This is a genomic window from Microbacterium sp. LMI12-1-1.1, from assembly GCF_040676455.1.
In the GTDB taxonomy this organism is placed as follows: Bacteria; Actinomycetota; Actinomycetes; order Actinomycetales; family Microbacteriaceae; genus Microbacterium.
Genome location: NZ_JBEGIA010000001.1, coordinates 1,523,666 through 1,548,014, shown reverse-complemented (window position 1 = coordinate 1,548,014; position 24,349 = coordinate 1,523,666). Strand labels below are relative to the sequence as shown.

Below are 24,349 nucleotides of genomic sequence, written 5' to 3'. Positions count from 1 at the left end.
TGCCGGTCCTCACCCCCGACCGCTCGCCTGTCACGAATCGGGGACGAGGCTCACCATTCGCGACAGGTGAGCGGGATCGCGCCGGCACCTCTGCGGAGGCAGGTAGCGTTTTCCTCATGGTCAATTACCGGTACCTCGGAAACAGCGGTCTCAAGGTCAGCGAGATCACCTACGGCAACTGGGTCACCCACGGCTCGCAGGTCGACGACTCGGCCGCCATCGCGACGGTCCATGCGGCACTGGATGCCGGGATCACCACGTTCGACACCGCAGACGTGTACGCCAACACGCTGGCGGAGGAAGTCCTCGGCAAGGCGCTGACGGGTCAGCGCCGCGAATCGCTCGAGATCTTCACCAAGGTCTACTTCCCGACCGGCCCCCAGGGACCCAACGACACCGGCCTGAGCCGCAAGCACATCTTCGAGTCGATCAACGGATCGCTCACGCGCCTCGGCACCGACTACGTCGACCTGTACCAGGCGCATCGCTTCGACTACGAGACGCCGCTCGAGGAGACGTTCCAGGCGTTCGCCGACGTCGTCCGCCAGGGCAAGGCGCTCTACATCGGCGTCTCGGAGTGGACGGCGGAGCAGCTGCGCGAGGGTCACGCGCTCGCCAAGAGCTACGGCGTGCAGCTCATCTCGAACCAGCCGCAGTACTCCGCGCTGTGGCGCGTGATCGAGGGCAAGGTCGTGCCGGCCGCCGAGGAGCTCGGCATCTCGCAGATCGTGTGGTCGCCGATGGCCCAAGGCGTGCTGTCGGGCAAGTACCTGCCCGGTCAGCCGGTGCCCGAGGGCTCGCGCGCGACGGACGAGAAGAGCGGCGCACGATTCATCAAGTCCTTCCTCCGTGACGAGGTGCTCCAGGCTGTCCAGGGCCTCAAGCCGGTGGCCGCGCAGGCCGGGCTGTCGATGCCGCAGCTCGCCATCGCCTGGGTGCTGCAGAACAAGAACGTCGCGTCGGCGCTGGTCGGGGCATCGCGTCCCGAGCAGCTCGCCGAGACGGTGAAGGCCTCGGGCGTCGTGCTCGACGCCGACACCCTCGCCGCGATCGACGCCGCCCTGGGCGACGTCGTCTACAGCGACCCGGAGGACACGTACACCGTGTCGCCCGAGACCCGTCTGGTCTGACCCGGCAGCCTCGACGCCCCCGCGCCCTCGACATGGCGATCACCAGCGCCGGCATCCTCCTCTTCCGGATCACGCCCGAACCCCACGTACTCATCGCGCACATGGGCGGGCCGTTCTGGGCGAGCAAGGATGCCGGCGCCTGGTCGATCCCCAAGGGCGAGTTCGCCGAAGGCGAGGAGAGCGCACTGGATGCCGCACGGCGGGAGTTCCGCGAGGAGCTCGGCCTCGACCCGCCCGAGCCGCCGTACGCCGAGCTCGGCACGTTCGCATACTCGTCGGGCAAGCGGGTCACGGTGTTCGTGGCGGACGGATCGGCGTTCTCGCTGGACGGCATCGCGTTCGGCGAGTTCGAGCTGGAGTGGCCGCCGCGCTCGGGGCGGACGGCGCGGTTCCCCGAGGTCGACCGCGTCGAGTGGACGGACCTGGATGCCGCCCGCGAGCGCCTGGTGAAAGGTCAGCGTCCGGCGATCGACGCGCTCGAGAAGCATCTCGGCGAAGCCTCTTCCGGGCGCTGACTCCCTTCGGGCAGCCCGGGCCGCCCGGCATCGGGGTCTTGTGGCCGCACTGCCGTCGGCGGAGACTGACCGGGTCGGATCCGCACGAGAGGAACCCCCATGGCTCACGGCGACATCACGCACATCGACATCCCCGTCACCGATCTCGGCAAGGCGACGGAGTTCTATTCGGGCCTGTTCGGCTGGCAGATCGCGGAGATCCCCGGCTTCGAGGGCTACCCGATGTGGCAGGCGCCCAACAAGATCTCGGGGGGCGGCCTCGCGCCGCGCGAGGACGGCTTCACGCAGCCCCGCTCGTACGTCGAGGTCGACTCCATCGATGAGACGGTCGCGGCGGCCAAGGATGCCGGCGGCACTGTGCTCATGGAGAAGAGCCAGATCTCTCCGACGAGCTGGTGGGCCGTGCTCGCCGACCCCGACGGCAACGTGATCGGCCTCTACGAGGGCATGACCGAGAGCTGACCCCCGGTCGCGGGTCGGCGACCGTGCGCGGCAGGTCCCAGGCCCGAGCGCGCCACTCGGGCACGGCGCGCTCACAGGGAACGGCATCCCCACGCAGTGGTGCGGGCTCAGGTGAGTCGCAGGCTCGGGCGGCGGACGGATGCCGGTGCCGGCGTCGGCGCGCGGCGGCCGGCGGTGGCCGCCGTGACCGGTGCAGACCCGGCGCTGATCGCGTTCCCCGCGAGGTCGCGGACCGCGACGTCGCGCAGCTCCGGCGTGGCGCGCAGTCGAGCCGCGACCGCGCGCACGAGCGCCACCGGCGACCGCGGAGCCAGTGACGACGAGGCGTCGGGCGCGAGGTCGGCGAGGACGGCCGAGAGCAGGGGCCGGAGGGTCTCGTCGTGGGAGCGGGCGTCGTCGTCGGCGATCCACGCGACGAGCTCCTGAATGGTCCAATCGGGTGCAACTGGCCCGAGAGTGGCGGAAGCGGTGGCGTCTGACGTGAACATTGGACCAGAATGCGGTGCTATGACGACTGTTCACAGGGCCAATGAGCGGCTGGTGGACCACCGGGTGGCACTCGGCGGCACCGTCGAGGCCTCCCGGCTTGCCGGCCGGCTCGGCCGGTGGGCGCAGGGCGACGGCACGCTCACCGTCCAGCTCGCGCAGGCGATCGCCGCGCTCATCGAGGGCGGCGAGCTGCGTCCCGGCGACCGCCTTCCCGCCGAGCGCGCGCTGGCCGGCGCGATCTCGGTCTCGCGCGGCACCGTCGTCGCCGCTTACGCGCTGCTGAGCGAGGACGAGCTCGTCGAGCGGCGGCAGGGGAGCGGCACCCGGGTCGCCGGCCACGTCGGCGCGGCGCTCCCGGTCCGGGAGCGGACCGCCCGCGGCGAGGGCCTGTTCTCCGCTCTGCCGTCGGGCATCGACCTGCTCCGCGCCGTGCCGGCGATGCCGCCGCTGGCGCTCGACATCGTGCGCGCGCACGCGCCGACCCTCGATCCGGTGACGCTGGCCGAGACCGATCCCGCGGGGCTGCCGATCCTCCGTGCGCGCCTGGCCGCGCTGCTCGAGGAGGAGGGAACCCCGGCGACAGCCGCCCAGATCCTGGTCACGCACGGCGCCCAGCAGGCGATCAGCCTCGTGGTGGACGAGCTCGTGTCGCCGGGCGACGTCGTGCTCACCGAGTCGGTCACGTGGCCGGGGCTCGCCGACTCGGTGCGCCGCCGCGGCGGCCGCGTCCACGGCGTGACGATCGGTCCCGACGGCATCGACGTCGACGAGCTCGAGGCGGCGATCGTGGCGCTGCGCCCGGTGCTCGTCGCCGTGAACCCGCATCACCACAACCCGACGGGCACGCGCCTGCCGACGGCGGGGAGGCAGCGGATCGCCGACCTGTCCGCAGAGTACGGCGTGCCGGTGCTCGAGGACCGGGTTCTCGCGCACATCTCGTTCGACGGGGTGGTGCCGCCGACGCTCGCCGCCCTGCGCCCGGACGCCCCGATCATCGTCGCGGACTCGCTGTCGAAGTGGTGCTGGTCCGGACTGCGGATCGGATGGCTGCGCGCCGACCCCGTGCTGGTGCGGCGCCTCCGCGCCCTGCGCCAGCTCGTCGATCAGTCGACCAGCGTCCCCGCGCAGCTGCTCGCGCTCGATCTCGTCGACGAGGCCCGGGCGCTGCGCCGCTCCGTCGGCGAGACGCACGCGGTCGCCTCGGCCCAGCTGCTCGCAGCGATGGCCCAGCACCTTCCCGATTGGCAGGTGACGCCGCCGCGCGGCGGCCTGGCTGTCTGGGCGCGGCTGCCCGTGGGCTCGGCGACCGCGCTCTCGCGCGTCGCCTCGATGCGCGGGGTGGCCGTGGCGGGCGGCACCGAGTTCACGGCATCCATCACCTACGACGATCACATCCGCGTGCCCTACACCGCGCCGGAGGCGCTGCTGCAGGAGGGCGTGCGGCGGCTCGGCGAGGCCTGGCAGGAGTACCGGGCGCAGCTCTGAGGCTCAGCGGCCGTTCTTGGGGCGTGTCGAGACGTCGATGCGGTCCTGCGCGCCGAGTGACGACCACGCGCTCGCGACGCCCTTGGCCGCGTGCTCGGACGCCCGCACGGCGCGCTCGTCGGCCCACGCGTTGAGCACGTGCCCGGAGTGCCCGCGGACGTGCTCGAGCACGACGTCGGGCATGCCCGCCGCCCGGCGTGCATCGCGGGCGACGATCAGCTGCTCGAGGATGTCGACGTTCTTGGTCGGAGCCCCCGTCGAGGTCTTCCAGCCTCGCCGGCGGTGGCCGTCCATCCACTTCGTGTAGGTGTCGATCGCGTACTTCGAATCGGCCTGCACCACGAGGTTCTCGACGTCGGCGTGGTCCTCGATCGCCTTGAGAAGACCCATCAGCTCGCCGACGTTGTTGGTGCCGAGCGGGATCGCGCCCGCGGCCCAGTGCCCGTCCTCGCCGACCCACGCCCAGCCGGTCGGCCCGGGGTTGCCCTTGCAGGCTCCGTCGGTGGCAACGATGTAGCGCGGCGCGTCAGTCACTCGGGCAAGGCTACCGTGCGCCCGTGGAGCGCTCGGCCCGCCATTCCGCCGCGAGGTGCGGCATCCGCTCTGCGAGATACCTCAGGAAGTCGGCGACGTCGCGCGCCCTCGCAACGGATGCCGGTGCGCCGTCGTTGGCGTCGGCGATCCGGTCGATGTGGCCGGCGAGGGCGGAGTACAGCGGCGCGTTCGCCGTGATCATCCCCGACCAGGCGTCGTCGGTGAGGTCGTAGCGGTCTCGCCGATCTCCGGGTCGCGAGAGTCGCTGGATGAGTCGCATCGACACCAGGTACCGCACCGCGCCCGACACCGCCGCCGCCGACACCCCGAGGCGGTCGCCGAGCTCGGCCGCGGTGTAGCCCTCGTCGGGGGAGCCGACGAGGGCCATCATCACGCGTGCGGGCATGCGCGCCATGCCGGCGCTGGTCAGCATCGCGGCCGCCTGCTCGGCGGACTCGACGCCCGGATGGTCGCTGCTCACATCGCCCCCTTCGATGACTATCCTCCCGCTTCCAGTTCGCGCCGCCGCATCAGCCCGAGCGAGGCCACGGCGCCCGCGCCGGTCGCGAGCAGGAGCCACCACAGCCCGCGCACATCGATGTCGTCGCCGTCCAGCAGCGGTGTGACGGCGATGGGAGAGAGGTGCACCAGCTCGTCCGGGAACTGGAACAGCGGGCCGAAGAGGCCGAGCATCATGCCGACGACGACCAGGGTCCAGCCGACGGCGATGGTCAGCCGGGGAAGGACGACGAACACGAGCGCCGTCACAACCAGGAACACGGATGCCGCGGCGACCTGTCCCGCGCCCGTGACGAGCACCGTGCGCATGAGGCCCATGTCGCCGTCCTGCGAGGCGATGCCGATCGCCGCGCCCCCGATCGCCGCCGCGATCACGAGCACGATCGCGAGCAGGGCCACGACGAGGTAGTCCGCGAGCCACCGCACCCGCCCGACGGGCGCGGCGAGCAGCGGCTCGGCGGTGCCGTGCGCCTCCTCCTGCCGGGCACGGCAGACCACCTGCACCGCCGCGCAGGCCGCGAGCACGCCGAGCATGGTGAAGAAGGTCGTGACCGTGCCCTGTTCCACGCTGCCTTCGCCCGAGATCTGCCGCAGGATCTCCTCCACCGCGGGGTTGGCGGCGCCGACCTCCTGGACGATCGACGCCAGCGACGTCGAGAGGATGCCGACGAGCAGCCCGCCGACGGTCCAGCCGATGACCGCGCCCCGCGTGAGGCGCCAGACGAGGCCGGTGGGAGTCGAGAGGGCGGCGGAGGCATCCGCCCGCGCCCGCCGCTCGGCGATGAAGCTGCCGCCGAGATCGCGGGCCGAGACCAGCACCGCCGAGATCACGACGAGCAGGACGCCCACGCCGAGGCAGAGGGCGGCGGGCCACCACAGGTTCTCGTCGAAGGCCCGCGTGTTCTCGCCCCATCCGAAGGGGGAGAGCCAGGTGAGCCACGAGCTCTCCATGCGCGTGAGGTCGTCGTTCGGCGTGCCGATCGCGTTGCCCATGCCCGAGAGCACGAACGTGATGAGAAGGGTCCAGACGGCCAGGGAGTTGGCTCCGCGCGACGTGCGCACGAGCTGCGCAGCGACGAGCCCGACGCCGAGGAAGGTCACGCCGACGGCGCCGACGGCCGCGCCGGCAAGGAGCGAGCCCTCGACGCTGAGGCCGACGGCGAGGAAGGCGGCGGCCGTCAGCGCGCCGAGCAGGAGGTTCGCGAGCAGGCCGTGGGTCGCGGTCGCGACGAAGGGGAGCGTGCGAGACGCCGGAGTCGCGGCGACCAGCTCGGCGCGGCCGGCTTCCTCGTCGCCGCGGGTGTGCCGCACCGCGAGGAAGGTGCTCATGAACGCCGCCAGCATGGCGAGCCACGGGAAGATCAGGAAGACCATGAACGCGCCCTGATCGGTGCCGGAGGGCAGGCCGCGGAACAGCAGGATGACGGGGTTCGCGAGGGCGGCGGCGAGCAGCGAGGTGCGGTCCTGCTCGGTGCCGTAGGAGCCCGCCACGCCGACGTACGACGCGTAGGCGAGCAGGCCGGTGCCCGCCGACCACAGCAGCACCTGCACCCAGTCCCGGCGGACGCGCTGGCCGAGCAGCGCGAAGAATCGCGTCATCGCCCGTTTCCGTCCATCTCGGCCAGTTCGTCGCCGTAGTGGCGCAGGAAGAGCTCCTCGAGCGATGCCGGCGCGATGCGCAAGCCTGCGGCTTGACGTGCGGCCAGGGCGGGGAGGGTGGATGTCACGGCGTCGCTGTCGACGGTGAACTTGATGCGGCCCTCCTCGACGACGACGTCGTGGGCACCGGGGATGCCGGCGATGGCCGCGGCATCCGTGCCCTGGAACGAGACCTCGGTGCGGGTGAGGTGGCGCAGCTCGGCGAGCGTGCCCGCCTCGACGATGCGGCCGGAGCGGATGATCGACACGCGGTCGCAGAGCTGCTCGACCTCCGACAGGATGTGGCTCGACAGCAGCACGGTGGCGCCCGCCGCCCGGACCCGTGCGATCTCGTGGCGGAACATCACCTCCATGAGCGGGTCCAGGCCGCTGGTCGGCTCGTCGAGGATGTACAGGTCGGCGGGCACCGCGAAGGCGGCGATGAGCGCGACCTTCTGCCGGTTGCCCTTCGAGTACGCGCGGCCCTTCTTGCGCGGGTCGAACTGGAACGCCTCGGCGAGGCGCTCCTTCTGCGCCACGAATGCCGGGTCGTGCCGCGAGGCGCCGCGCAGGCGTGCCATCAGGTCGATCGCCTCGCCGCCCGACAGGTTGGGCCACACGCTGACATCCCCCGGCACGTACGCGATGCGACGGTGCAGGGGGACGGCGTCGCGCCACGGATCCTGACCGAAGACGGATGCCTCGCCGCCGGTCTTGCGCGCGAGCCCGAGGAGAACGCGGATCGTGGTGGACTTGCCGGCGCCGTTGGGTCCGAGGAATCCGTGGATCTGACCCTCGTCGACGGTGAGGTCGAGCCCGTCGAGGGCGTGGACGCGGCCGTAGTGCTTGGTGAGGCCGCTGGTGCGGATGATCGTGGACATGGCGCTGAGGCTACGCGTAATTCACAAATTTGTGAATACTCCTCACGCTTTCCTCACGGTCCCGTCGCGCGGGGCGTCGGAGCGGCCGCGATCGGGCAGGATGGGACCCTAACCGCCGCCGGGCCGCCAACGGGCGGCCGCCCTCCCCGGAACGCGAATGACGACGACTCCCCTCCGCCGCCCCGCGGTTTCTGCGGGACGCCTGGTGCGGGCGCGGCTGCGCTCCCGGGTGGGGCTGGCCGCGAGCATCGCCGCCGCGATCGCCGTGGCGATCGGCCTGCTGTGCGCGCTGCCGGCCGCGGCCGCCATGGCATCCGCTGCGTCGATCCGCGCCGCGATCCCCGACCCCGGGACGGCCGAGGGCTGGCTGCAGGTGCACACGCGACCGGGGACGGACGCCGCCGCCCAGGACGACGCCGGGCGCGCGGTGATCGCGGACCTCCTCGAGGACGACGTGCGGATCGAGACGGTGCGCGTCGGTGAGCCGGGCTCGGACTTCGAGCGCGTCGCCTGGCGCCTCACGCCGACGCCGGCGGCGCTGGACGCCGACGGCGTGGAGCGGCTCGCGCGCGGATTGGCCCGGGTGCCGGAGGCGATCCGCGAATCGGACGCGGCCGAGGGCGGCATCGTCGTCTCGGGTGGGCTCGCCGACGCGGTGGACGGTGTCGCCGTCGGGGCGATCGCCGCCGCCGCGATCACCCCCGTGCCGATCGTCATCCTCGCGGTGCTCGCGTGGTTCGCGGTGCTGCAGCTGGCGCGCCTGCTCGGTGCCGCGCGTGGCCGCGAGACGCGCGTCCTCGTCGCGCGCGGCCTGTCGGCCGGTCAGGACACCGCCCTCGCCGGCATCGAGGCGGCCGTGATCGTGACGGCGGGGACCGTGGCCGGGGTCGCGGGTGCCGTCGCGGCCGTCGCGACGGCCTGGGGTGCCGCCGGGATCGGCGCGCTGACGCGCACCTGGCCGCTCGTCGTCCTCGCGGTGGTCGTTCTCGGAGCGACGCTTCTCGTCTCTCAGCTGCGGGGGGCGAAGACCGCTGCCGGCGCGGACTCGGTCGCCGGCCGGATCGCACGCGCGGCATCGCCCGGTGTCGCCGTGCTGCTCGTGCTCGTCGGCGTCGTGCTCGTCTTGCAGGCGTCGCAGATCGCGGCGGGCGCCCGCGCTCCGTGGTCGGTCGCCGTCACGGTGCTCGCCCCCACCGTGGGCATCGCCGCCGTCGCCGTCCTCGCGGTCATCCTGTTCGCGCCGCTGTCAGCCCTGGTCGCGCAGGCGGCGGCGCGGGGTGCCGGTGCGACGCCCTCCTATCCCGCGCGCCAGGTCGCGCGCCGGCTGAGGTCGTTCTCGGTGGCGGTCGCCCTCGTCTCCATCGTCAGCGCCGGGGCGGTGCTGGCAGGCGCCTACGGTGCGACGTGGAGCGCCGCATCGGCCGACTCGCAGCAGGTCACTGCGGGGGCTGCGCTGCGAGCCGCCGTCGATCCGGTGTCTCCCGGGGCCGTCGCGACCGCGGGCGACACCTCGGGGGTGACCGCCGTCGCCCCTGCGCTGAGTGCGGCTGTGGTCGCCGGCGGTGTCGCCGGGACCCTGGTCGCACTGCCGCCGGACAGCATGCCTGATGTGCTCTTCGAGGTGCCCGGCGTGATGGATCCCGTGACGCTGGCCGCCGAGATCGCCGCGCCGCGGCTGGCCGTCGAGATGCCCGACGACGCGACCGGCCTGCGCTTCGAAGCGCGCGTGTCGACCTCCGAGCCCGCAGCGGCGGAGGCGATGCAGGTGCGGGTCTGGCTGGACGACGCCGCCGGCGTGCCGGTGACCGTGCCGCTCGATGTGAGCGTCGACGAGGCCGACGGCGCCTTCGCCCTCACCGCGGCCGCGGAGCTGCCTAGGGGCGAGGCACCGTGGCGGATCGTCGCCCTCGAGGTCGGCCAGGGACGCGGATGGCCGGGCGCCGAGCTGCTGGTCACCGGCATGCGGATGCTGTCGACCGGCGACGACGAGAGCGAGCTGGTGACACCGGTGCCGCACACCCGGCTTCACTCCGCCGCGCCCGGCGGTACGGCGGTGCGATCCGCGATGGTCTGGACGGCCGGCGGTGAGACGCCTCCGCGCATTCCGGCCGTCGTGACGGACGTCTTCGCCGAAGGGCTCGGCCTCGGAGTGGGCGACGACGTCGACGTGCGCATCGACGGGGGCGGCCGCACGATCGCGGCGACCGTCGCATCGATCGTCGCCGCGCTGCCCGGGGCAGGCGCCGGCGCAGGCGTGCTGGTCTCGCTCGACGCGGCGATCGACGCGGCTTCCGCGACCTCGGTGCCGGACGGCTCGGCGGACGCCGAGGTCGTCACGCCCCCGCTGGCGAACGAGGTCTGGGCGGCGGGCGACGAGTCCGCCGCCGCGGCGCTGAGCGGTGCGCTCGACGCGCCCGTCGCGACGGTCGGCTCACCCGCCTCCGCGGTCGCCGGCGAGGTCGTGACACTGTGGGACGCCGCAGCCGTCGGCGGCGCACTGCTCGCCGGTGTCGCACTGGTCGCGCTGCTGGCGGCCCTGACGGCGCAGCGCGCCGGCGAGGTGCTGGTGCTGCGGGCTCTCGGGGTCCCGCCCACCGCGCAGGCGCGCATGCGCGGCATCGAGGTCGTCGTGGTGGTGGTGCTCGGCGTCGTGCTCGGGGCAGCGGGCGGTGCGAGCCTCGCCGCCCTCCTCGTACCGCGGATGGCGGAGCGCGCGGTCCCGGATGTGCAGCTGCCGCCGACGCTGTCGTTCTCGCCGTGGCCGGTCGTGATCGCGCTCGCCGTCGTCGGCGTCGCGCTCGCGGTCGCTGTGCTGGGGTCGTGGCTCGCCGTGCGACGGCAGGGCTCGTCCACCCGCATCGAGGAGGCGGCCCCGTGACCGGCGGACTTCGGACCCGGCGCCTGCTCCGCGTGCACCTGGTCGCGGGGCTGGGTGCCACGGCGACCGTGGCCGCCGTGGTCGCCGTGCTTGCAGGGCTTGCCGTGTTCGCCCCGCTCGCCGTCGGGTCGATGCTCGACGCGTCGACGCGTTACCTCGTATCGTCCCTGAGCGGCCCCGTGCGCGACCTGAGCACGTCGATCGCCACGATCCCGGTCCCGGGGGCGGGAGCCGCACCGACCGGGTCGCTTCCCGAGGAGTACCACGACACCTGGGGTACGTGGGACTCGGGTCTGCGTGACATCCTCACCCAGGCGCCCGCCTCGGTCAGGGCCGTGCACGGCGACGCCGACTACTACGCCCGTCTTGGCGAGCCGGCACGCTACGCGTCGGCGACGAACGTGGACTTCGACCCTCGCTTCGCCTCGCGCATCACGGTGACGGAGGGGCGGCTCCCCCAGGCGACCGTGACCGAGCAGGAGTGGAACGTCGCGCTGGATGCGCGCATGGACGAGAATTTTCGACCGGTCGACGGCGCCGAGCCCCTTCCGGCGAGCGAGATCGTGCTGTCGGCGGCGTCCGCCGACGAGGTCGACTGGAAGATCGGCGAGACGCGCATCTCGGGCGATGAGTCCGGGTGGGTGCTGCCCGTGCCGCTCACGCTCGTCGGCACCTTCGAGGCCGTGGACGCGAGCGACCCCCACTGGGCGCGAGAGGTCGGTGTGCTCGAACCGTCGATCGCGTTCGACCCCGACGGTGTCCCCTACGTGCGGACCGCCGCGTTCGCGGCGCCCGAGACCTTCGGCGACTTCGCGCTCCTCAACGCCGGCGCCATCACCGAAGCCTGGTACCCGCTGGACCCGGAGAAGGTGACCGCGGCCGCCGCACCGCAGCTGCTGGCCGACCTCCGCGGCTTCCTCGCGACACCGCACCGCGCTCCCGGGTTCGGCGGCGCCGGAGTGCCGATGAGCTTCCAGGCTGGAGTCGTCCCCACGCTCGAAGCCACCATCGCGCAGAACCGGGCTCTGGTCTCCGCGCTGGCCATGCTCGTCGCCGGGCCGATCGGCGTTGCGCTCGCCGTGCTGGTGCTCGCCTGCCGGCTGATGCACGAGCATCGCCGCTCCTCGCTCGACCTCCTCGCCGCGCGCGGCGCTGCGCCCGGGCAGCTGCGCGGCGTTCTCGGTCTCGAGGGGCTCATCGCCGGGCTCGTTCCGGCGGCCGCGGGTGCGGCGCTCGGGCTCGCACTCGCCGTCGCCACGCTTCCCGGCGCGGCACCGGCATCCGCTCTCCTGCTGGTCCCGGCCATCCTCGCGCTCGTGCCCGCCGCCGTCGGCGTCGCGACCGCCACGCTGTCGCGCGGACGCGAGCGGGCGGATGCGCCGGCCCGGCGATCCCGCCGGCGCCCGGTGGTCGAGGCCGGGGTCGTGGCGCTCGCCGTCCTCGCCACCGCACTGCTCGTGCTGCGCGGCACCGACGCCACCGCGACGGTGGACCCGCTCGCCGTGGCGGCGCCGTTGCTGCTCGCGCTGGTGGCCTGCGTCCTCACGCTCCGGCTGTACCCGGTGGCACTGCGATCCGTGCTCGCGCGCGAGCGATCCCGCGAAGGATTCCTCGGCGTCCTGGGCGCCGCCCGCGCGCTCCGCGACCCCGCGACCGGCGTGGCGCCCGTGCTCGCCCTCATCGTCGGTGTGTCCTTCGCCGTCGCGAGTGCGGTCGTACTCTCGATGGTGCAGACGGGGGCGGTGCACGCCGCCCGAGCCACGGCGGGTGCGGACATCCAGCTGTCGGCGAGCCGCTTCGACGCGGAGGCGGTCGCGACCGCCGAGGCGGTGGACGGCGTCGCGGCCGTCGCGCGCGTCGACCTGCTGCGCTCCGCCCAGCTGAAGGTGGAAGAGCGGCTGTCGCGCGTCTCCCTCTACCTCGTCGACCGGGAGCGACTCGACGAGGTTCAGAGCGACTTCCCGCGGATCGTGCCCGCCGACGTCTCGCTCGGCGACGGCTCGGGCGTGCCGCGGCTGCTCTTCTCCGAGGAGGTGGCAGACCGCATCGATGCGGCCGAGCTGCCGGTGCACATCGTCAAGGCCGACGCCGCGTTCGCCGGTGCCGTCCGCGAGGCGGTCCCCTTCACCTCCTCCTCGTCGTCGTGGGTGCTCGCCGACGTCGCGTACGCCGAGCAGATCTCGGACGACGCACCCATCCCGGTCCGGCTCCTCGTCCGCGTGGCACCCGGTGCCGACCCCGCCGCGGTCGCCGCAGAGCTGCGGGAGACGTTCGGTGCAGGGGTGCGCGTCGCGACATCCGCCGATGCCCTCGATGCGGTGTACGCGGATCCGGCCTTCGCCGGGCTGCGCGGTGCGCTCGTCGCCGGCGTGCTGGTGTGCGCGGTGCTGAGCGCCGTGGCGGTGGTGGTGACGCTCGTGCTGGGGACGCGCCCGCGACGCCGGATCCTCGCCCTCCTGCAGACGCTCGGTGCGCCGCCGCGCGCGGCCCGCGGCCTCGTGGCGTGGGAGCTCGCGCCCGCGGGGATCGCCGCGCTGATCGTGGGCGGCATCCTCGGGATGCTGATGCCGGTGCTGCTGGCATCCGTGGTCGACCTGCGGCCGTTCACCCGGGGCGTCGACCCGCCGTCGTACGCGGTCGACCCCCTCGTTCTGCTGTCGACCCTCGGCGGATTCGCCGTCGTGACACTGCTCGTCACGGGCGCCGCACTCGCCATCACCCGACGCGCCCGCGTCGCCGCCGTCCTGCGTACCGTGGAGGAGACATGACCACCACCGTCACCCACGCGCCCGCGGTGGCGCACACCGTCGAGCCCGACATCGTGTGCGCCGATCTCGTGCGCATCTTCACCACCGAGGCCGTCGAGGTGCAGGCGCTCCAAGGGCTGAGCCTCGTCGTCGAGCGGGGCGAGCTCGTGGCCGTCGTGGGTGCCTCGGGCTCGGGCAAATCGACCCTGCTGTCGATCCTCTCGGGACTCGACACCCCCACGGCCGGGGTCGCGCGGGTCGCCGACCGCGACCTCTTGACCCTCTCGCGGCGCGAGCGCGTGCGCTTCCGGCGGGAGTGCGTCGGATTCGTCTGGCAGCAGACCTCGCGCAATCTGCTGCCCTACCTGACCGCGGCCGAGAACGTCGCCGCGGTCCTCGCGATCACGGGATCCGTCAGGGGTGCGGCCCGCGCCGAACGGGTGGGCGCGCTGCTCGACCTGCTCGAGGTCTCCCATTGCGCCGACCGCCGTCCGGCGGAGATGTCGGGCGGCGAGCAGCAGCGCGTCGCGATCGCTGTGGGTATCGCCAACGAGCCCCGCGTGCTGCTGGCCGATGAGCCGACGGGGGAGCTGGACGACGAGACGAGTGCCCACGTGCTCGAGGCGATGCGGGTCGTCAATCGCGAGATCGGGATCACGACGCTGATCGTGACGCACGACCCCGCCGTGTCGGAGCACGTCGCGCGGACGGTGCAGATCCGCGACGGGCGCACGGCGACCGAGGTGCTGCGCTCGACCCGCACCGACGAGGACGGCGCCGAACACCACGTCGCCGAAGAGTACGCCGTCCTCGACAAGGTCGGCCGCCTCCAGCTGCCGGACGACTTCGTCACGACGCTGGACCTCCGCCAGCGGGTGCGCCTCGCCCTCGAACCGGACCATGTCGGGGTGTGGCCCGGGCACCGCCGCGAGGCGTCGGCCGATCCCGCGCCGGTGGTCGCCGGCGGGACCTCGCACGACGGCGTCGTGACGGATGCGCCGGCGACACCCGACCGCCCGACGGAGGAGGAGCGATGACCATCGACCAGGCTCACGACGCCCGCGTGGCACTGCGGGGGGAGCGCCTCGTGCGGGTGTTCCCGTCCGCGGCGGGCGACGTGCACGCAGTGGACGGCATCGACATCGAGCTCAAGACCGGCGAGCTCCTCGCCGTCCGCGGTGCATCGGGGGCGGGCAAGACGACGCTGCTGAACCTCCTCGGCGCGCTCGACCGCCCGACGACGGGGCGGGTGTGGATCGGCGACGTCGACACCACCGATCTGCCCGAGGACGAGCTCGCCGCGCTGCGGCGGGATGCCCTGGGTTTCGTGTTCCAGTCCTTCGGGCTCATCCCGGTGCTGTCAGCCCGCGAGAACGTGGAGCTGCCCCTGCGGATCGCCCGCACCGACCCCGCCGAACGCGACGAGCGCGTCGCCGACGCCCTCGCGATGGTCGGGCTCGCCGCGCATGCCGAACAGCGGCCGGCCGAGCTGTCGGGCGGCCAGCAGCAGCGCGTCGGCATCGCGCGGGCGATCGTGGCGCGCCCGCGCGTGCTGATCGCCGATGAGCCGACCGGGCAGCTCGACTCGCGCACCGCCGCGACGATCATGGACCTTCTCGGTGAGCTCGCCCACCGCCAGGGCCTCGCGGCGATCGTCTCGACGCACGACCCCCTGCTCGTCGCGCGCGCCGACCGGGTCATCGAGGTGCACGACGGCCGGATCGCCGGCTCCGGTGTCCGGGTCGGTGTCGACGGCGGCGACCGCGGGGGAGCGGATGCCGCAGCCCGGCCTGCGCCGCCCGCTGCCGCGTCGGCCGGCGTTCCGCGCACCCGGGCCGAGGCGCGCCGCGACCGGGAGGGTTCGGGCGCCTGACGCTGCCGGCGCAGCGGTAAATGTATACCTAAAGCGCTCCCGATCCACCCACAGTGGCGCCAGACGGGAACAATGTATACACTGGCCGGATGTCGAACGACGAAGTGATGCGCATGCGCGCCAGTGACCGCGCATACGCGACTCTCCTCGACGAGATCCAGTCCGGCATCCTGCGCCCCGGCGCCGTCCTCGGTGAGGTGGAGCAGGCGGCCCGCCTCGGCGTCAGCCGCACCCCGCTGCGCGAAGCGCTCGGCCGCCTCGCGGCAGACGGGCTCGTCGCGCAGCAGTCCCCGCGGGTGACCGTCGTGACCGCGATCGACGCCGGCGACATCCGTGAGATCTTCGAGGTGCGGCGGGCCCTCGAGGAATCCGCCGCGCGCCTGGCCGCCGAGCGCGGCGACGCCGCCGCATTCGCCGATCTCGCGCGCGACTTCGCACAGGTCGACCTCGCGGGCGACGAGGCACCGGGCACCGCCTCGCCCCGCGCGGACGGCACCGACGCCTATTACGCGCTCATCGAGCGCTTCGACCTCGCGTTGGACGCCGCCGTGGCCAACGACTACCTCACCGCAGCACTGCGCACGGTGCGCACGCACCTCGTCCGCGTGCGGCGCCTGGCACGCGACAACCCCGCGCGGCTCGCGGCGTCCGTCGCCGAGCACCGCCTGATCGCCGCCGCGATCGCGGCGCGCGACGCGGATCTCGCGGCCCACGCGACGCACGTGCACCTGCACAACGCCCTCCACAGCATCCTCGAGTCGCTCCGCGCCGCAGCGCTCACGAACTCCTCGACTCCTCGTTCGATCTGAAAGGCCGGTCATGACCGTCATCCACCACCTCCGTGTCCACCGCAGCGACGAGAACCTCGTCCGCGAAGGGCAGCTCGCCTGGCACATCGCCGAAGTCGCCGCCGACCCGGTGGCGGTCGACGAGGACGTGGTCGACATGATCATCAACCGCGTCATCGACAACGCGGCGGTGGCCGCGGCATCCCTCACCCGTGCGCCGGTCAGCGCCGCCCGCCAGCAGGCCCTCGACCACGCCGTGTCGGTCGGCGGCAGCGGAGCCACCGTGTTCGGGTGCGCGCTCGACCGCAAGACCAGCCCCGAATGGGCGGCGTGGGCGAACGGCGTCGCCGTGCGCGAGCTGGACTACCACGACACGTTCCTCGCAGCGGAGTACTCGCACCCGGGCGACAACATCCCGCCGATCGTGGCCGTGGCGCAGCACGTGGGTGCCGACGGCGCCGCGCTCGTGCGCGGACTCGCGACCGGCTACGAGATCCAGATCGACCTGGTGCGCGCGATCAGCCTGCACAAGCACAAGATCGACCACGTCGCCCACCTCGGCCCGTCGGCCGCGGCCGGCATCGGGACGCTCCTCGGCCTCGACGTCGAGACCATCTACCAGGCGGTCGGCCAGGCCCTGCACACCACCACCGCGACGCGGCAGTCGCGCAAGGGCGAGATCTCGACGTGGAAGGCGCACGCACCCGCGTTCGCCGGCAAGATGGCGATCGAGGCCGTCGACCGCGCGATGCGCGGCGAGACGTCGCCGAGCCCCATCTACGAGGGCGAGGACGGCGTCATCGCGTGGCTGCTCGACGGCCCCGACGCCACCTACGAGGTCCCGCTCCCCGGTGCGGGCGAGCCCAAGCGCGGCATCCTCGACTCCTACACGAAGGAGCACTCGGCCGAGTACCAGGCGCAGGCCTGGATCGACCTCGCCCGCAAGCTCCACGGCGAGCACGAGGAGCTGCTGGACCCGGCGAACGTCGAGGGGATCGTGCTGCACACCTCGCACCACACGCACTACGTGATCGGCTCGGGCGCGAACGACCCGCAGAAGTACGACCCGACGGCGTCGCGCGAGACGCTCGATCACTCGATCCCGTACATCTTCGCGGTCGCGCTGCAGGACGGCGGCTGGCACCACGTCGACTCGTACACGCCCGAGCGTGCGGGCCGCGCCGACACCGTCGACCTCTGGCACAAGATCACCACGGCCGAGGACCCCGATTGGACGCGCCGCTACCACTCCGAGGACCCGAACGAGAAGGCGTTCGGCGGCCGCGTCGAGATCCGCCTGACGAACGGCGAGACGATCGAGGACGAGATCGCCGTCGCCGACGCCCACCCGCTCGGCGCCCGGCCGTTCGCCCGCGAGGACTACGTGCGCAAGTTCCGGCTGCTGGCTGAGCCGGTGCTCGCGGCCGACGAGATCGAGCGCTTCCTCGATCTCGCCCAGCGCCTGCCCGAGCTGACCGCCGCCGAGGTGCAGCAGCTCACCATCGTCGCCGACTTCGGCGTCCTCGCGGGTGCACCGGCACCGAAGGGCCTGTTCTGATGCTGTACTCCGCCGTGCCGGCGCACGAGAAGCGCAGGCTGTTCCGCGAGCGGCTCGCGAGCGGCGAGCTGCTGCGCTTCCCGGGCGCGTTCAACCCGCTCAGCGCCCGGCTCATCGAGCGCAAGGGGTTCGAGGGCGTGTACATCTCGGGGGCGGTGCTCAGCGCGGACCTCGGCCTGCCCGACATCGGCCTGACGACACTCACCGAGGTGGCCGCCCGCGGCCAGCAGATCGCGCGGATGACCGACCTGCCGGCCATCATCGACGCCGACACCGGGTTCGGCGAGCCGATGAACGTGGCACGCACGATCCAGACCCTCGAGGACGCCGGCATCGCCGGCACGCACATCGAGGACCAGATCAACCCGAAGCGCTGCGGTCACCTCGACGGCAAGGCCGTCGTCGACGAGGACACCGCGATCAAGCGCATCCGGGCGGCCGCCGATGCCCGGCGCGACCCGAACTTCCTGATCATGGCGCGCACCGACATCCGCGCGGTGGAGGGGATGGATGCCGCCATCGACCGCGCGAAGGCGCTGGTGGATGCCGGAGCCGACGCGATCTTCCCCGAGGCCATGAGATCCCTCGACGAGTTCGCCGCGATCCGGGCCGCGGTCGACGTGCCGATCCTCGCCAACATGACGGAGTTCGGGAAGTCCGACCTGTTCTCGGTCGACCGGCTGCGGGACGTCGGGGTGAACATCGTCATCTGGCCGGTCTCGCTCCTGCGCATCGCGATGGGCGCGGCATCCCGTGCACTCGATACGCTCATCGAAGACGGACACCTCACCGCGAAGCTGGGTGAGATGCAGCACCGGGCCGATCTCTACGACCTCATCGACTACGAGCAGTACAACCACTTCGACCAGGACGTCTTCAACTTCCAGATCGACACCTCGGGTCGTTGAGCGAGGAGCGCAGCGACGAGACGAAACGCGTTTCGACTCGCGCGGACTCGCTCAACGGCCGATGGCTGAGCAAAGGAGCAGAGCATGACCGAACCCGACATCAAGAAGGGGCTCGCCGGCGTCGTCGTCGACTACACGGCGGTCTCGAAGGTCAACCCCGACACGAACTCGCTGCTGTACCGCGGCTACCCGGTGCAGGAGCTCGCGGCCACGCAGTCGTTCGAGGCCGTCGCCTACCTGCTGTGGCACGGCGACCTGCCCACCGACGTGCAGCTGGCGCAGCTGCGCGCGACCGAGCGGGCCTACCGTCACCTCCCGGCTGATGTGCGTGCCGCGATCGACCTGGTGCCGATCGACGCGCACCCGATGGACGAGGTGCGCACGGCCGTGAGCCTCATCGGCGCCCGCGATCTCGCCGGCACCGGCTCGGTGCTCGACGTGAGCGGCAGCGCCGAGGAGAACCTGGCGCGCAGCGTCCGCCTGTTCGCCGTGCTCCCCGCGATCATCGCCTACGGCCAGCGCCGCCGGCGCGGCCAGCAGCCGATCGCACCGCGCGACGACCTCGACTACGCCGCCAACTTCCTCTGGATGACGTTCGGCGAGGAGTCCGACCCGGTCGTCGTCGATGCCTTCAATCGCTCGATGATCCTGTACGCCGAGCACTCCTTCAACGCCTCGACGTTCACCGGCCGCGTCATCGCCTCGACGCTCAGCGACCTCTACTCGGCGGTCGTCGGGGCCATCGGCGCCCTCAAGGGACCCCTGCACGGCGGGGCCAACGAGGCCGTGCTGCACATCTTCGACGAGATCGGCACCGCCGAGAACGTCGGACCGTGGCTCGACGAGGCGCTCGCCGAGAAGCGCAAGATCATGGGCTTCGGCCACCGCGTCTACAAGCGCGGGGACTCGCGCGTGCCGACGATGAAGGCCGCGCTCGACTCACTCGTCGAGCACTACGACCGGCCCGACGTCGCTGCGCTCTACGACACGCTCGAGTCGGAGTTCGTCGCACGCAAGGGGATCTACCCGAACCTCGACTACCCGTCGGGTCCGGCGTACAGCCTCATGGGCTTCGACACGCTCACCTTCACCCCGCTCTTCGTCGCGGCGCGCGTCACCGGCTGGACCGCGCACATCATGGAGCAGCTCGCCTCGAACGCGCTCATCCGCCCGCTGTCGGAGTACAACGGCCCCGACGAGCGCCACATCGAGGGCTATGTGCCGGATGCCGCGACCCTCGCCGCCGCCCAGCGCGAAGAGGAAGCGGCGGGGTGAGCCGATGAGCCTCTGGCACGGCGCCGACGCCGTCGATCTCGGGGCGATGGCGGCAGGGACGCTCATCGAGACCCTCGGCATCGAGATCGTCGAGATCCGCGACGACGCACTGGTCGGACGGATGCCGGTGGACCATCGCACCGTCCAGCCGGCGGGCGTGCTGCACGGCGGGGCATCGGTCGCGCTCGCCGAGACGCTGGCGTCGTGGGCGGGCTACCTCGCGGTGGATCGCGAGCGGTTCCACGTCGTCGGGCAGGAGATCAACGCCAACCACATCCGCCCGATCTCGTCGGGCTGGGTGACGGCGACCGTGACGCCGGTGAACATCGGCCGCCGCGTGCACGTGTGGGAGATCCGCATCGTCGACGACGCCGGCAAGCTCGTGTGCATCTCGCGGTGCACGCTCGCCGTCATCGAGCAGCGCAGCACCTACGCGACGCCCGAGACGCGTCGATGATCCGGATGCCGCGGCCCGCGGCATCCGGGGCCGTCTTAGGCTCTTGAACAGGAGGTCTCCATGCCACAGGCCGTCATCGTCGACGTCGTCCGCACCCCGTCGGGGCGCGGCAAGCCCGGGGGCGCGCTGAGCGCAGTGCATCCGGTCGACCTCGTCGCCGGGGTGCTCACGGCGCTGCTCGAGCGCAGCGGGCTGGAGTCGCGGCAGGTCGACGACGTGCTGATGGGATGCGTCAGCCAGATCGGCGACCAGTCCCTCAACATCGCGCGGCAGGCCGTGCTCGCCGCCGGCTTCGACGAGACGGTGCCGGCTGTGACGATCGACCGCCAGTGCGGGTCGAGCCAGCAGGCCGCGCACTTCGCGGCGCAGGGCGTGATCGCCGGCGCGTACGACATCGTGATCGCCGCGGGCGTCGAGTCGATGAGCCGCGTGCCGCTGGGCTCGTCGGCCCACGGCGGGACCGTCTCGCAGGGCGTCGCGCACCGCTATCCCGAAGGCCTCGTGAACCAGGGCGTGTCGGCGGAGCTCATCGCCCAGCGGTGGGGCTTCGGCCGGGAAGAGCTCGACGCGTTCTCGGCAGAATCGCATCGGCGGGCAGCGGATGCCTGGACCCGAGGTGCGTTCGATTCGCAGGTGATCCCGGTGCTCGGCGGCGCCGCCGACGCGGTGGCGTTCGACGAGACCGTGCGCGCGGGCACGACCGCGGAGTCGCTGGCGGGGCTGAGGTCCGCCTTCCGCACCGATGCGCTCGCTGCGCGGTTCCCCGACCTCGACTGGCGCATCACGGCGGGCAATTCGTCGCCGCTCACGGATGCGGCATCCGCGGCGCTCATCATGAGCGAGGAGAAGGCGGCCGAGCTCGGCCTGGCGCCGCGGGCGCGCTTCCACTCGTTCGCGGTGGTCGGCGACGACCCCATGATGATGCTGACCGGACCGATTCCGGCGACGAAGCGCATCCTCGAGCGCAGCGGCCTCGGGATCGACGACCTCGACGCGTACGAGGTGAACGAGGCGTTCACGTCGGTGCCGCTCGCGTGGCTGCGCGAGGTCGATGCCGACCCTGCGAAGCTCAACCCGTGGGGCGGCGCGATCGCCCTCGGCCACGCGGTCGGGGCATCGGGCACCCGCCTGCTCGGCACTCTCGTGTCGTACCTCGAGGCCACCGGTGGCCGCTACGGCCTGCAGACGATGTGCGAGGGCGGCGGCATGGCCAACGCCACGGTGATCGAGCGCCTGTAGCGGGGGAGCGGTCGGGCTGCGCGATCGACGCGGGCCCCAGATCCGCTCTCAGCCGACGCGTGATCGAACCGGATCCAGCACCGCCTCCGCCGCCCAAGCGGCGGCGTCGGCGATGTCGCGACGGCTCATTCCGAATTCCCGTCGGAAGGTGACCCACGTCGCAGCCGAGTCGAGGTGCGCCAGGCCCGCGACGATCGCGGTGCGTTCGGCGTCTTCGAGAGAGGGGATCTCGGCATCGACCATCTGCTCGAGTCTCGCCCGCGTGGGGCTGGGCGCCGCGCCGCTGATCCCTCGCATCGTCGTCTCAGCCACCACATGGGCCAGTTCCGGGCGGTGATCGTACGACTCCATCGCCGCCCGGATCGCGAGTGGCATGTCGAAGATGCTCGCGGAGTCCTGCCGGGGAAAGATCCTGCTCTCGATCCATGCCGCCGTCGCGAGCAGCAGATCGACCCGTGTCGCGTAGTTGCGGAAGACGGTTCGCTCGCCGACGCCCGCTCGGCGGGCGATCAGCCGGAATGACACGTCGTCGGTGCCGAGCTCCTCGATCAGCTCGGCGTAGGCGGCGAGGATCGCCTCTTGGGTGCGGCTCACCTCGTGCGCTGCCTGCGCATCGATGTCGGAGGTCGCCGGCACGGTCATCCGCCTCCCCGTCGCGCCGCGCCCACTTCGGTCTCTCTCGGGATCAGCAGGTCGCCCAGGACCTCGGCGCACGTGCGGTCGAAGACGTCCGCGATCTCCGGCGCGCTCATGTCGAAGCCCGTGCGCATGCGGGCCCAGAACTGGGGCGACGCGAAATAGCGCAGTGCCGCTGCGACGCGCTGCAGATCCCGCTCGTTCAGAGAAGGGTGATTCGTGGCGAGCATCGCCACCAGGGCTCTGGTGAGGAAGGTCGGCTCCGCCTCGCCGGTCGGCGAGATCGTCGCCGCCCGCGCACACACGAAAGCGAACGCCGGTGACGAATCGAAAGCGTGGAACCTGGCGCGCGAGGCGGCCCGGAACTGAGCGATCGTGACGAAAGGCGGAAGCGGGAACTCGGTGGACTCGATCCACCCCGCGACACCCTCCAGCAGGTGCGATCTCGTCGGGAAGTGACGGTAGACCGTCCGCTCCGACACGCCGACCGCGTCGCCGAGCGTGCGGTACGAGATGTCGTCGAACGGGTGCTCGCGCAGAGCCGCGGCGGCGTTGGCGAGGATCGCTGTCGGAGTGTCGACGCCCTCCGCCATCGTCAGCCTCGTTCCTTCTGCCGTCTGGCCTGCTCGGCGGTCCGCCCAGGCGAGCTGTCCTGCGATGACGCCGGCTCGGCGGGCAGGACATAGCGATCCGAGTCGTCCAGCGTGAGTGCGAGCGACGACACGTACTGGGTCTCGCCGAATGCCCCGCGCTCCGCCGATGCCAGCATATCCGGCCGCTCGAACGTATAGCCGGTGACGTGGCAGCGCAGCCGCTCACCGGACGGGTTGCCGTCGACATCGAGGATCGGTGACGCGATGCCATCGGTCTGGCGTCGCAGGTAGTACCTGCCGCGCGTCAGCAGCGCCATGAGCGGGGTCGTGATCACCGCCACGCCGATCGCGATCAGCACCGAGAGGGGCCGCAGATCCTCCCCGAACACACCAGCGAATGCCGCGAGCGACAGCAGCGACGCCAGACTCACCGACACGAGGCCGACCGGGTTCCAATCGCGCAGCATCCCGCGGCGGAACTCGGGGAACAACGGCGAGATGCGGAGGACGTGCTTGTTGATCGCGATGTCGGCGGCGATCGTGACCAGCCACGCCATCACGACATTGGCGTAGAGGCTGAGCACGAAGCTGATGAGGCTGAAGACGTCCATCCACATCAGCGCGAGCGCGATGGCGAGGTTGAAGAAGATGAAGACGGATCTGCCGGGGTACGTCTTGGTGAGGCGGGTGTACACGTTGGACCACGCCAGCGACCCGGAGTACGCGTTCGTGACGTTGATCTTCACCTGCGCGACGACGACGAGAACGAGCGCCAGCCCGATCGCCAGCCACTCCGGCATGATCGATTCGTAGAGCGCGATGAACTGGCGGACCGGCTCGGCGGCCCTCTGACCGAGCTCCGGATCGACACGCGTGATGAGGTAGACCGCGAGGAACACGCCGATGACCTGCTTGATGCCGCTGAAGAGCACCCAGCCGGGTCCCGCGAACAACAGCGAAGCCCACCACACCCGCCGATTCAGGCGCGTGCGCGGGGGCATCGCCCGGATGACGTCGATCTGCTCGGCGAGCTGCGGCGTCAGAGCGAAGCAGAGGGCTGCAGTGGCGACGATCGCCTGGAAGCTGACAGTCCCATCGGACTCGCCCGGGAACGCGACGAACGCGCTCACCGCATCGGGATCGGTCACGATCACCCAGAGCAGCGGCAGCAGGGCGAGCGCGAGCCACAGCGGCGTGGTCCAGAACTGCAGTCGCTCGAGTGCGCGCATTCCGTAGATCACGATCGGGATCACCACCACCGTGGAGACGAGGTAGCCGATCGGGAGCGGGATGCCGATCGCGATGTGGAGTCCCTGTGCCATGATCGCCCCCTCGAGGGCGAAGAAGATGCACGTGAACACCGCGAAGATGACGGTCGTGATCGACGAGCCGTAGTAGCCGAACCCCGATCCGCGCGCGATCAGGTCCAGATCGAGGTTGTAGCGAGCGGCATAGTAGGCGATGGGCAGACCGACGATGAAGATCGTGATCGATGCGAACAGGATGCCGAGGACGGCGTTGTTGGTGCCGTGCTCGATCCCGCCGCTGGCCCCGATGGAGAAGTCGGCGAGGAAGGCGATCGAGCCGAGGGCGGTGACCCCGATGGAACCCGCGCTCCAGCGCCGGAACGAACGGGGGACGTAGCGGAAGGCGTAGTCTTCGAGGCTGTCCTCGGCGGCTGCCCGCGCGTTGTCTGCCCTGCCCACGTCGGACCCCCTGCGGCTCGCGTCAGGCTCATTCTGCG

General features: G+C 72.1%; 22 protein-coding genes. 14 read left to right on the top strand and 8 right to left on the bottom strand.

Going from position 1 to position 24,349, the window contains the following annotated elements; all coding sequences use genetic code 11:
* The first annotated feature begins 116 nt into the window (after window positions 1-116).
* From MRBLMI12_RS07230 to MRBLMI12_RS07220, 3 genes are all read left to right on the top strand, one after another.
* Window positions 117-1,130, top strand: a complete 1,014-nt coding sequence (locus MRBLMI12_RS07230; RefSeq protein WP_363355184.1) for an aldo/keto reductase family protein — start codon at window positions 117-119, stop codon at window positions 1,128-1,130.
* A gap of 32 nt (window positions 1,131-1,162) precedes the next feature.
* Window positions 1,163-1,645 (top strand): NUDIX domain-containing protein, encoded by a 483-nt coding sequence (locus MRBLMI12_RS07225; protein ID WP_363355182.1) that lies wholly within the window; start codon window positions 1,163-1,165, stop codon window positions 1,643-1,645.
* A 99-nt stretch (window positions 1,646-1,744) separates the two neighbouring features.
* On the top strand, window positions 1,745-2,107 hold the full coding sequence (locus MRBLMI12_RS07220; protein WP_349425409.1) for a VOC family protein: 363 nt from the start codon (window positions 1,745-1,747) through the stop codon (window positions 2,105-2,107).
* Between the two features lie 107 nt (window positions 2,108-2,214).
* On the opposite strand, the gene MRBLMI12_RS07215 is transcribed toward MRBLMI12_RS07220, so the two are convergent.
* On the bottom strand, window positions 2,215-2,595 hold the full coding sequence (locus MRBLMI12_RS07215) for a hypothetical protein (RefSeq protein WP_363355180.1): 381 nt from the start codon (window positions 2,593-2,595) through the stop codon (window positions 2,215-2,217).
* A 19-nt stretch (window positions 2,596-2,614) separates the two neighbouring features.
* Between MRBLMI12_RS07215 and MRBLMI12_RS07210 the strand changes: the two genes are divergently transcribed.
* Window positions 2,615-4,081, top strand: coding sequence for a PLP-dependent aminotransferase family protein (locus MRBLMI12_RS07210; protein WP_363355178.1), 1,467 nt, complete (start codon window positions 2,615-2,617; stop codon window positions 4,079-4,081).
* Between the two features lie 3 nt (window positions 4,082-4,084).
* Here MRBLMI12_RS07210 and MRBLMI12_RS07205 read toward each other — a convergent pair whose 3' ends face one another.
* The 4 genes from MRBLMI12_RS07205 to MRBLMI12_RS07190 are packed head-to-tail and all read right to left on the bottom strand — an operon-like array spanning window position 4,085 to window position 7,653.
* Window positions 4,085-4,615, bottom strand: a complete 531-nt coding sequence (locus tag MRBLMI12_RS07205) for a ribonuclease H family protein (protein ID WP_349425406.1) — start codon at window positions 4,613-4,615, stop codon at window positions 4,085-4,087.
* Window positions 4,616-4,625: 10 nt separating this feature from the next.
* On the bottom strand, window positions 4,626-5,096 hold the full coding sequence (locus MRBLMI12_RS07200) for a GbsR/MarR family transcriptional regulator (protein WP_349425405.1): 471 nt from the start codon (window positions 5,094-5,096) through the stop codon (window positions 4,626-4,628).
* Between the two features lie 17 nt (window positions 5,097-5,113).
* Window positions 5,114-6,733 (bottom strand): ABC transporter permease, encoded by a 1,620-nt coding sequence (locus MRBLMI12_RS07195; RefSeq protein WP_363355175.1) that lies wholly within the window; start codon window positions 6,731-6,733, stop codon window positions 5,114-5,116.
* Window positions 6,730-7,653, bottom strand: a complete 924-nt coding sequence (locus MRBLMI12_RS07190) for an ABC transporter ATP-binding protein (protein WP_363355173.1) — start codon at window positions 7,651-7,653, stop codon at window positions 6,730-6,732. Before MRBLMI12_RS07190 ends, MRBLMI12_RS07195 begins: the two co-directional genes overlap by 4 nt.
* Before the next feature lie 157 nt (window positions 7,654-7,810).
* Between MRBLMI12_RS07190 and MRBLMI12_RS07185 the strand changes: the two genes are divergently transcribed.
* The 10 genes from MRBLMI12_RS07185 (at window position 7,811) to MRBLMI12_RS07140 (ending at window position 21,376) form a co-directional block, all read left to right on the top strand.
* Window positions 7,811-10,531, top strand: a complete 2,721-nt coding sequence (locus MRBLMI12_RS07185; protein ID WP_363355171.1) for an FtsX-like permease family protein — start codon at window positions 7,811-7,813, stop codon at window positions 10,529-10,531.
* The gene (locus tag MRBLMI12_RS07180; protein ID WP_363355169.1) at window positions 10,528-13,299 is read left to right on the top strand and encodes an ABC transporter permease; all 2,772 of its coding nucleotides are present in this window, start codon (window positions 10,528-10,530) and stop codon (window positions 13,297-13,299) included. Before MRBLMI12_RS07185 ends, MRBLMI12_RS07180 begins: the two co-directional genes overlap by 4 nt.
* A complete protein-coding gene (locus MRBLMI12_RS07175; protein WP_363355167.1) occupies window positions 13,296-14,315 on the top strand; it encodes an ABC transporter ATP-binding protein in 1,020 nt (339 codons plus the stop codon). The genes MRBLMI12_RS07180 and MRBLMI12_RS07175 overlap by 4 nt, the downstream gene beginning before the upstream one ends.
* Window positions 14,312-15,151, top strand: coding sequence for an ABC transporter ATP-binding protein (locus MRBLMI12_RS07170; RefSeq protein WP_363355165.1), 840 nt, complete (start codon window positions 14,312-14,314; stop codon window positions 15,149-15,151). The genes MRBLMI12_RS07175 and MRBLMI12_RS07170 overlap by 4 nt, the downstream gene beginning before the upstream one ends.
* Window positions 15,152-15,264: 113 nt before the next feature.
* Window positions 15,265-15,960, top strand: a complete 696-nt coding sequence (locus MRBLMI12_RS07165; protein WP_363355756.1) for a GntR family transcriptional regulator — start codon at window positions 15,265-15,267, stop codon at window positions 15,958-15,960.
* Window positions 15,961-15,970: 10 nt separating this feature from the next.
* Complete coding sequence (locus tag MRBLMI12_RS07160; RefSeq protein ID WP_363355163.1) at window positions 15,971-17,497, top strand: MmgE/PrpD family protein; 1,527 nt, start codon at window positions 15,971-15,973, stop codon at window positions 17,495-17,497.
* Window positions 17,497-18,405, top strand: a complete 909-nt coding sequence (gene prpB, locus MRBLMI12_RS07155) for a methylisocitrate lyase (RefSeq protein ID WP_363355161.1) — start codon at window positions 17,497-17,499, stop codon at window positions 18,403-18,405. Before MRBLMI12_RS07160 ends, prpB begins: the two co-directional genes overlap by 1 nt.
* A gap of 84 nt (window positions 18,406-18,489) precedes the next feature.
* Window positions 18,490-19,680 carry a bifunctional 2-methylcitrate synthase/citrate synthase gene (locus tag MRBLMI12_RS07150; protein ID WP_363355159.1) on the top strand — a complete coding sequence of 397 codons (1,191 nt, stop codon included), beginning with the start codon at window positions 18,490-18,492 and terminating at the stop codon, window positions 19,678-19,680.
* A gap of 4 nt (window positions 19,681-19,684) precedes the next feature.
* Window positions 19,685-20,137, top strand: a complete 453-nt coding sequence (locus MRBLMI12_RS07145) for a hotdog fold thioesterase (RefSeq protein ID WP_363355157.1) — start codon at window positions 19,685-19,687, stop codon at window positions 20,135-20,137.
* Between the two features lie 60 nt (window positions 20,138-20,197).
* A complete protein-coding gene (locus MRBLMI12_RS07140) occupies window positions 20,198-21,376 on the top strand; it encodes a thiolase family protein (protein ID WP_363355155.1) in 1,179 nt (392 codons plus the stop codon).
* Between the two features lie 48 nt (window positions 21,377-21,424).
* On the opposite strand, the gene MRBLMI12_RS07135 is transcribed toward MRBLMI12_RS07140, so the two are convergent.
* The 3 genes from MRBLMI12_RS07135 to MRBLMI12_RS07125 are packed head-to-tail and all read right to left on the bottom strand — an operon-like array spanning window position 21,425 to window position 24,311.
* Complete coding sequence (locus MRBLMI12_RS07135) at window positions 21,425-22,012, bottom strand: TetR/AcrR family transcriptional regulator (RefSeq protein ID WP_363355153.1); 588 nt, start codon at window positions 22,010-22,012, stop codon at window positions 21,425-21,427.
* 2 nt (window positions 22,013-22,014) lie between these two features.
* Window positions 22,015-22,605, bottom strand: coding sequence for a TetR/AcrR family transcriptional regulator (locus MRBLMI12_RS07130; protein WP_363355151.1), 591 nt, complete (start codon window positions 22,603-22,605; stop codon window positions 22,015-22,017).
* A 2-nt stretch (window positions 22,606-22,607) separates the two neighbouring features.
* Window positions 22,608-24,311 (bottom strand): purine-cytosine permease family protein, encoded by a 1,704-nt coding sequence (locus tag MRBLMI12_RS07125; protein WP_363355149.1) that lies wholly within the window; start codon window positions 24,309-24,311, stop codon window positions 22,608-22,610.
* Window positions 24,312-24,349 lie beyond the last annotated feature (38 nt).

Bases quoted from the DNA above. Each gene is read 5' to 3' on its own strand.
- prpB (WP_363355161.1), top strand. From the start codon at position 17,497: ATGCTGTACTCCGCCGTGCCGGCGCACGAGAAGCGCAGGCTGTTCCGC.
- MRBLMI12_RS07185 (WP_363355171.1), top strand. From the start codon at position 7,811: ATGACGACGACTCCCCTCCGCCGCCCCGCGGTTTCTGCGGGACGCCTG.
- MRBLMI12_RS07140 (WP_363355155.1), top strand. From the start codon at position 20,198: ATGCCACAGGCCGTCATCGTCGACGTCGTCCGCACCCCGTCGGGGCGC.
- MRBLMI12_RS07145 (WP_363355157.1), top strand. From the start codon at position 19,685: ATGAGCCTCTGGCACGGCGCCGACGCCGTCGATCTCGGGGCGATGGCG.
- MRBLMI12_RS07215 (WP_363355180.1), bottom strand. From the start codon at position 2,595: ATGTTCACGTCAGACGCCACCGCTTCCGCCACTCTCGGGCCAGTTGCA.
- MRBLMI12_RS07210 (WP_363355178.1), top strand. From the start codon at position 2,615: ATGACGACTGTTCACAGGGCCAATGAGCGGCTGGTGGACCACCGGGTG.
- MRBLMI12_RS07130 (WP_363355151.1), bottom strand. From the start codon at position 22,605: ATGGCGGAGGGCGTCGACACTCCGACAGCGATCCTCGCCAACGCCGCC.
- MRBLMI12_RS07165 (WP_363355756.1), top strand. From the start codon at position 15,265: ATGCGCGCCAGTGACCGCGCATACGCGACTCTCCTCGACGAGATCCAG.
- MRBLMI12_RS07150 (WP_363355159.1), top strand. From the start codon at position 18,490: ATGACCGAACCCGACATCAAGAAGGGGCTCGCCGGCGTCGTCGTCGAC.
- MRBLMI12_RS07195 (WP_363355175.1), bottom strand. From the start codon at position 6,733: ATGACGCGATTCTTCGCGCTGCTCGGCCAGCGCGTCCGCCGGGACTGG.
- MRBLMI12_RS07170 (WP_363355165.1), top strand. From the start codon at position 14,312: ATGACCATCGACCAGGCTCACGACGCCCGCGTGGCACTGCGGGGGGAG.
- MRBLMI12_RS07220 (WP_349425409.1), top strand. From the start codon at position 1,745: ATGGCTCACGGCGACATCACGCACATCGACATCCCCGTCACCGATCTC.
- MRBLMI12_RS07175 (WP_363355167.1), top strand. From the start codon at position 13,296: ATGACCACCACCGTCACCCACGCGCCCGCGGTGGCGCACACCGTCGAG.
- MRBLMI12_RS07230 (WP_363355184.1), top strand. From the start codon at position 117: ATGGTCAATTACCGGTACCTCGGAAACAGCGGTCTCAAGGTCAGCGAG.
- MRBLMI12_RS07225 (WP_363355182.1), top strand. From the start codon at position 1,163: ATGGCGATCACCAGCGCCGGCATCCTCCTCTTCCGGATCACGCCCGAA.
- MRBLMI12_RS07190 (WP_363355173.1), bottom strand. From the start codon at position 7,653: ATGTCCACGATCATCCGCACCAGCGGCCTCACCAAGCACTACGGCCGC.
- MRBLMI12_RS07160 (WP_363355163.1), top strand. From the start codon at position 15,971: ATGACCGTCATCCACCACCTCCGTGTCCACCGCAGCGACGAGAACCTC.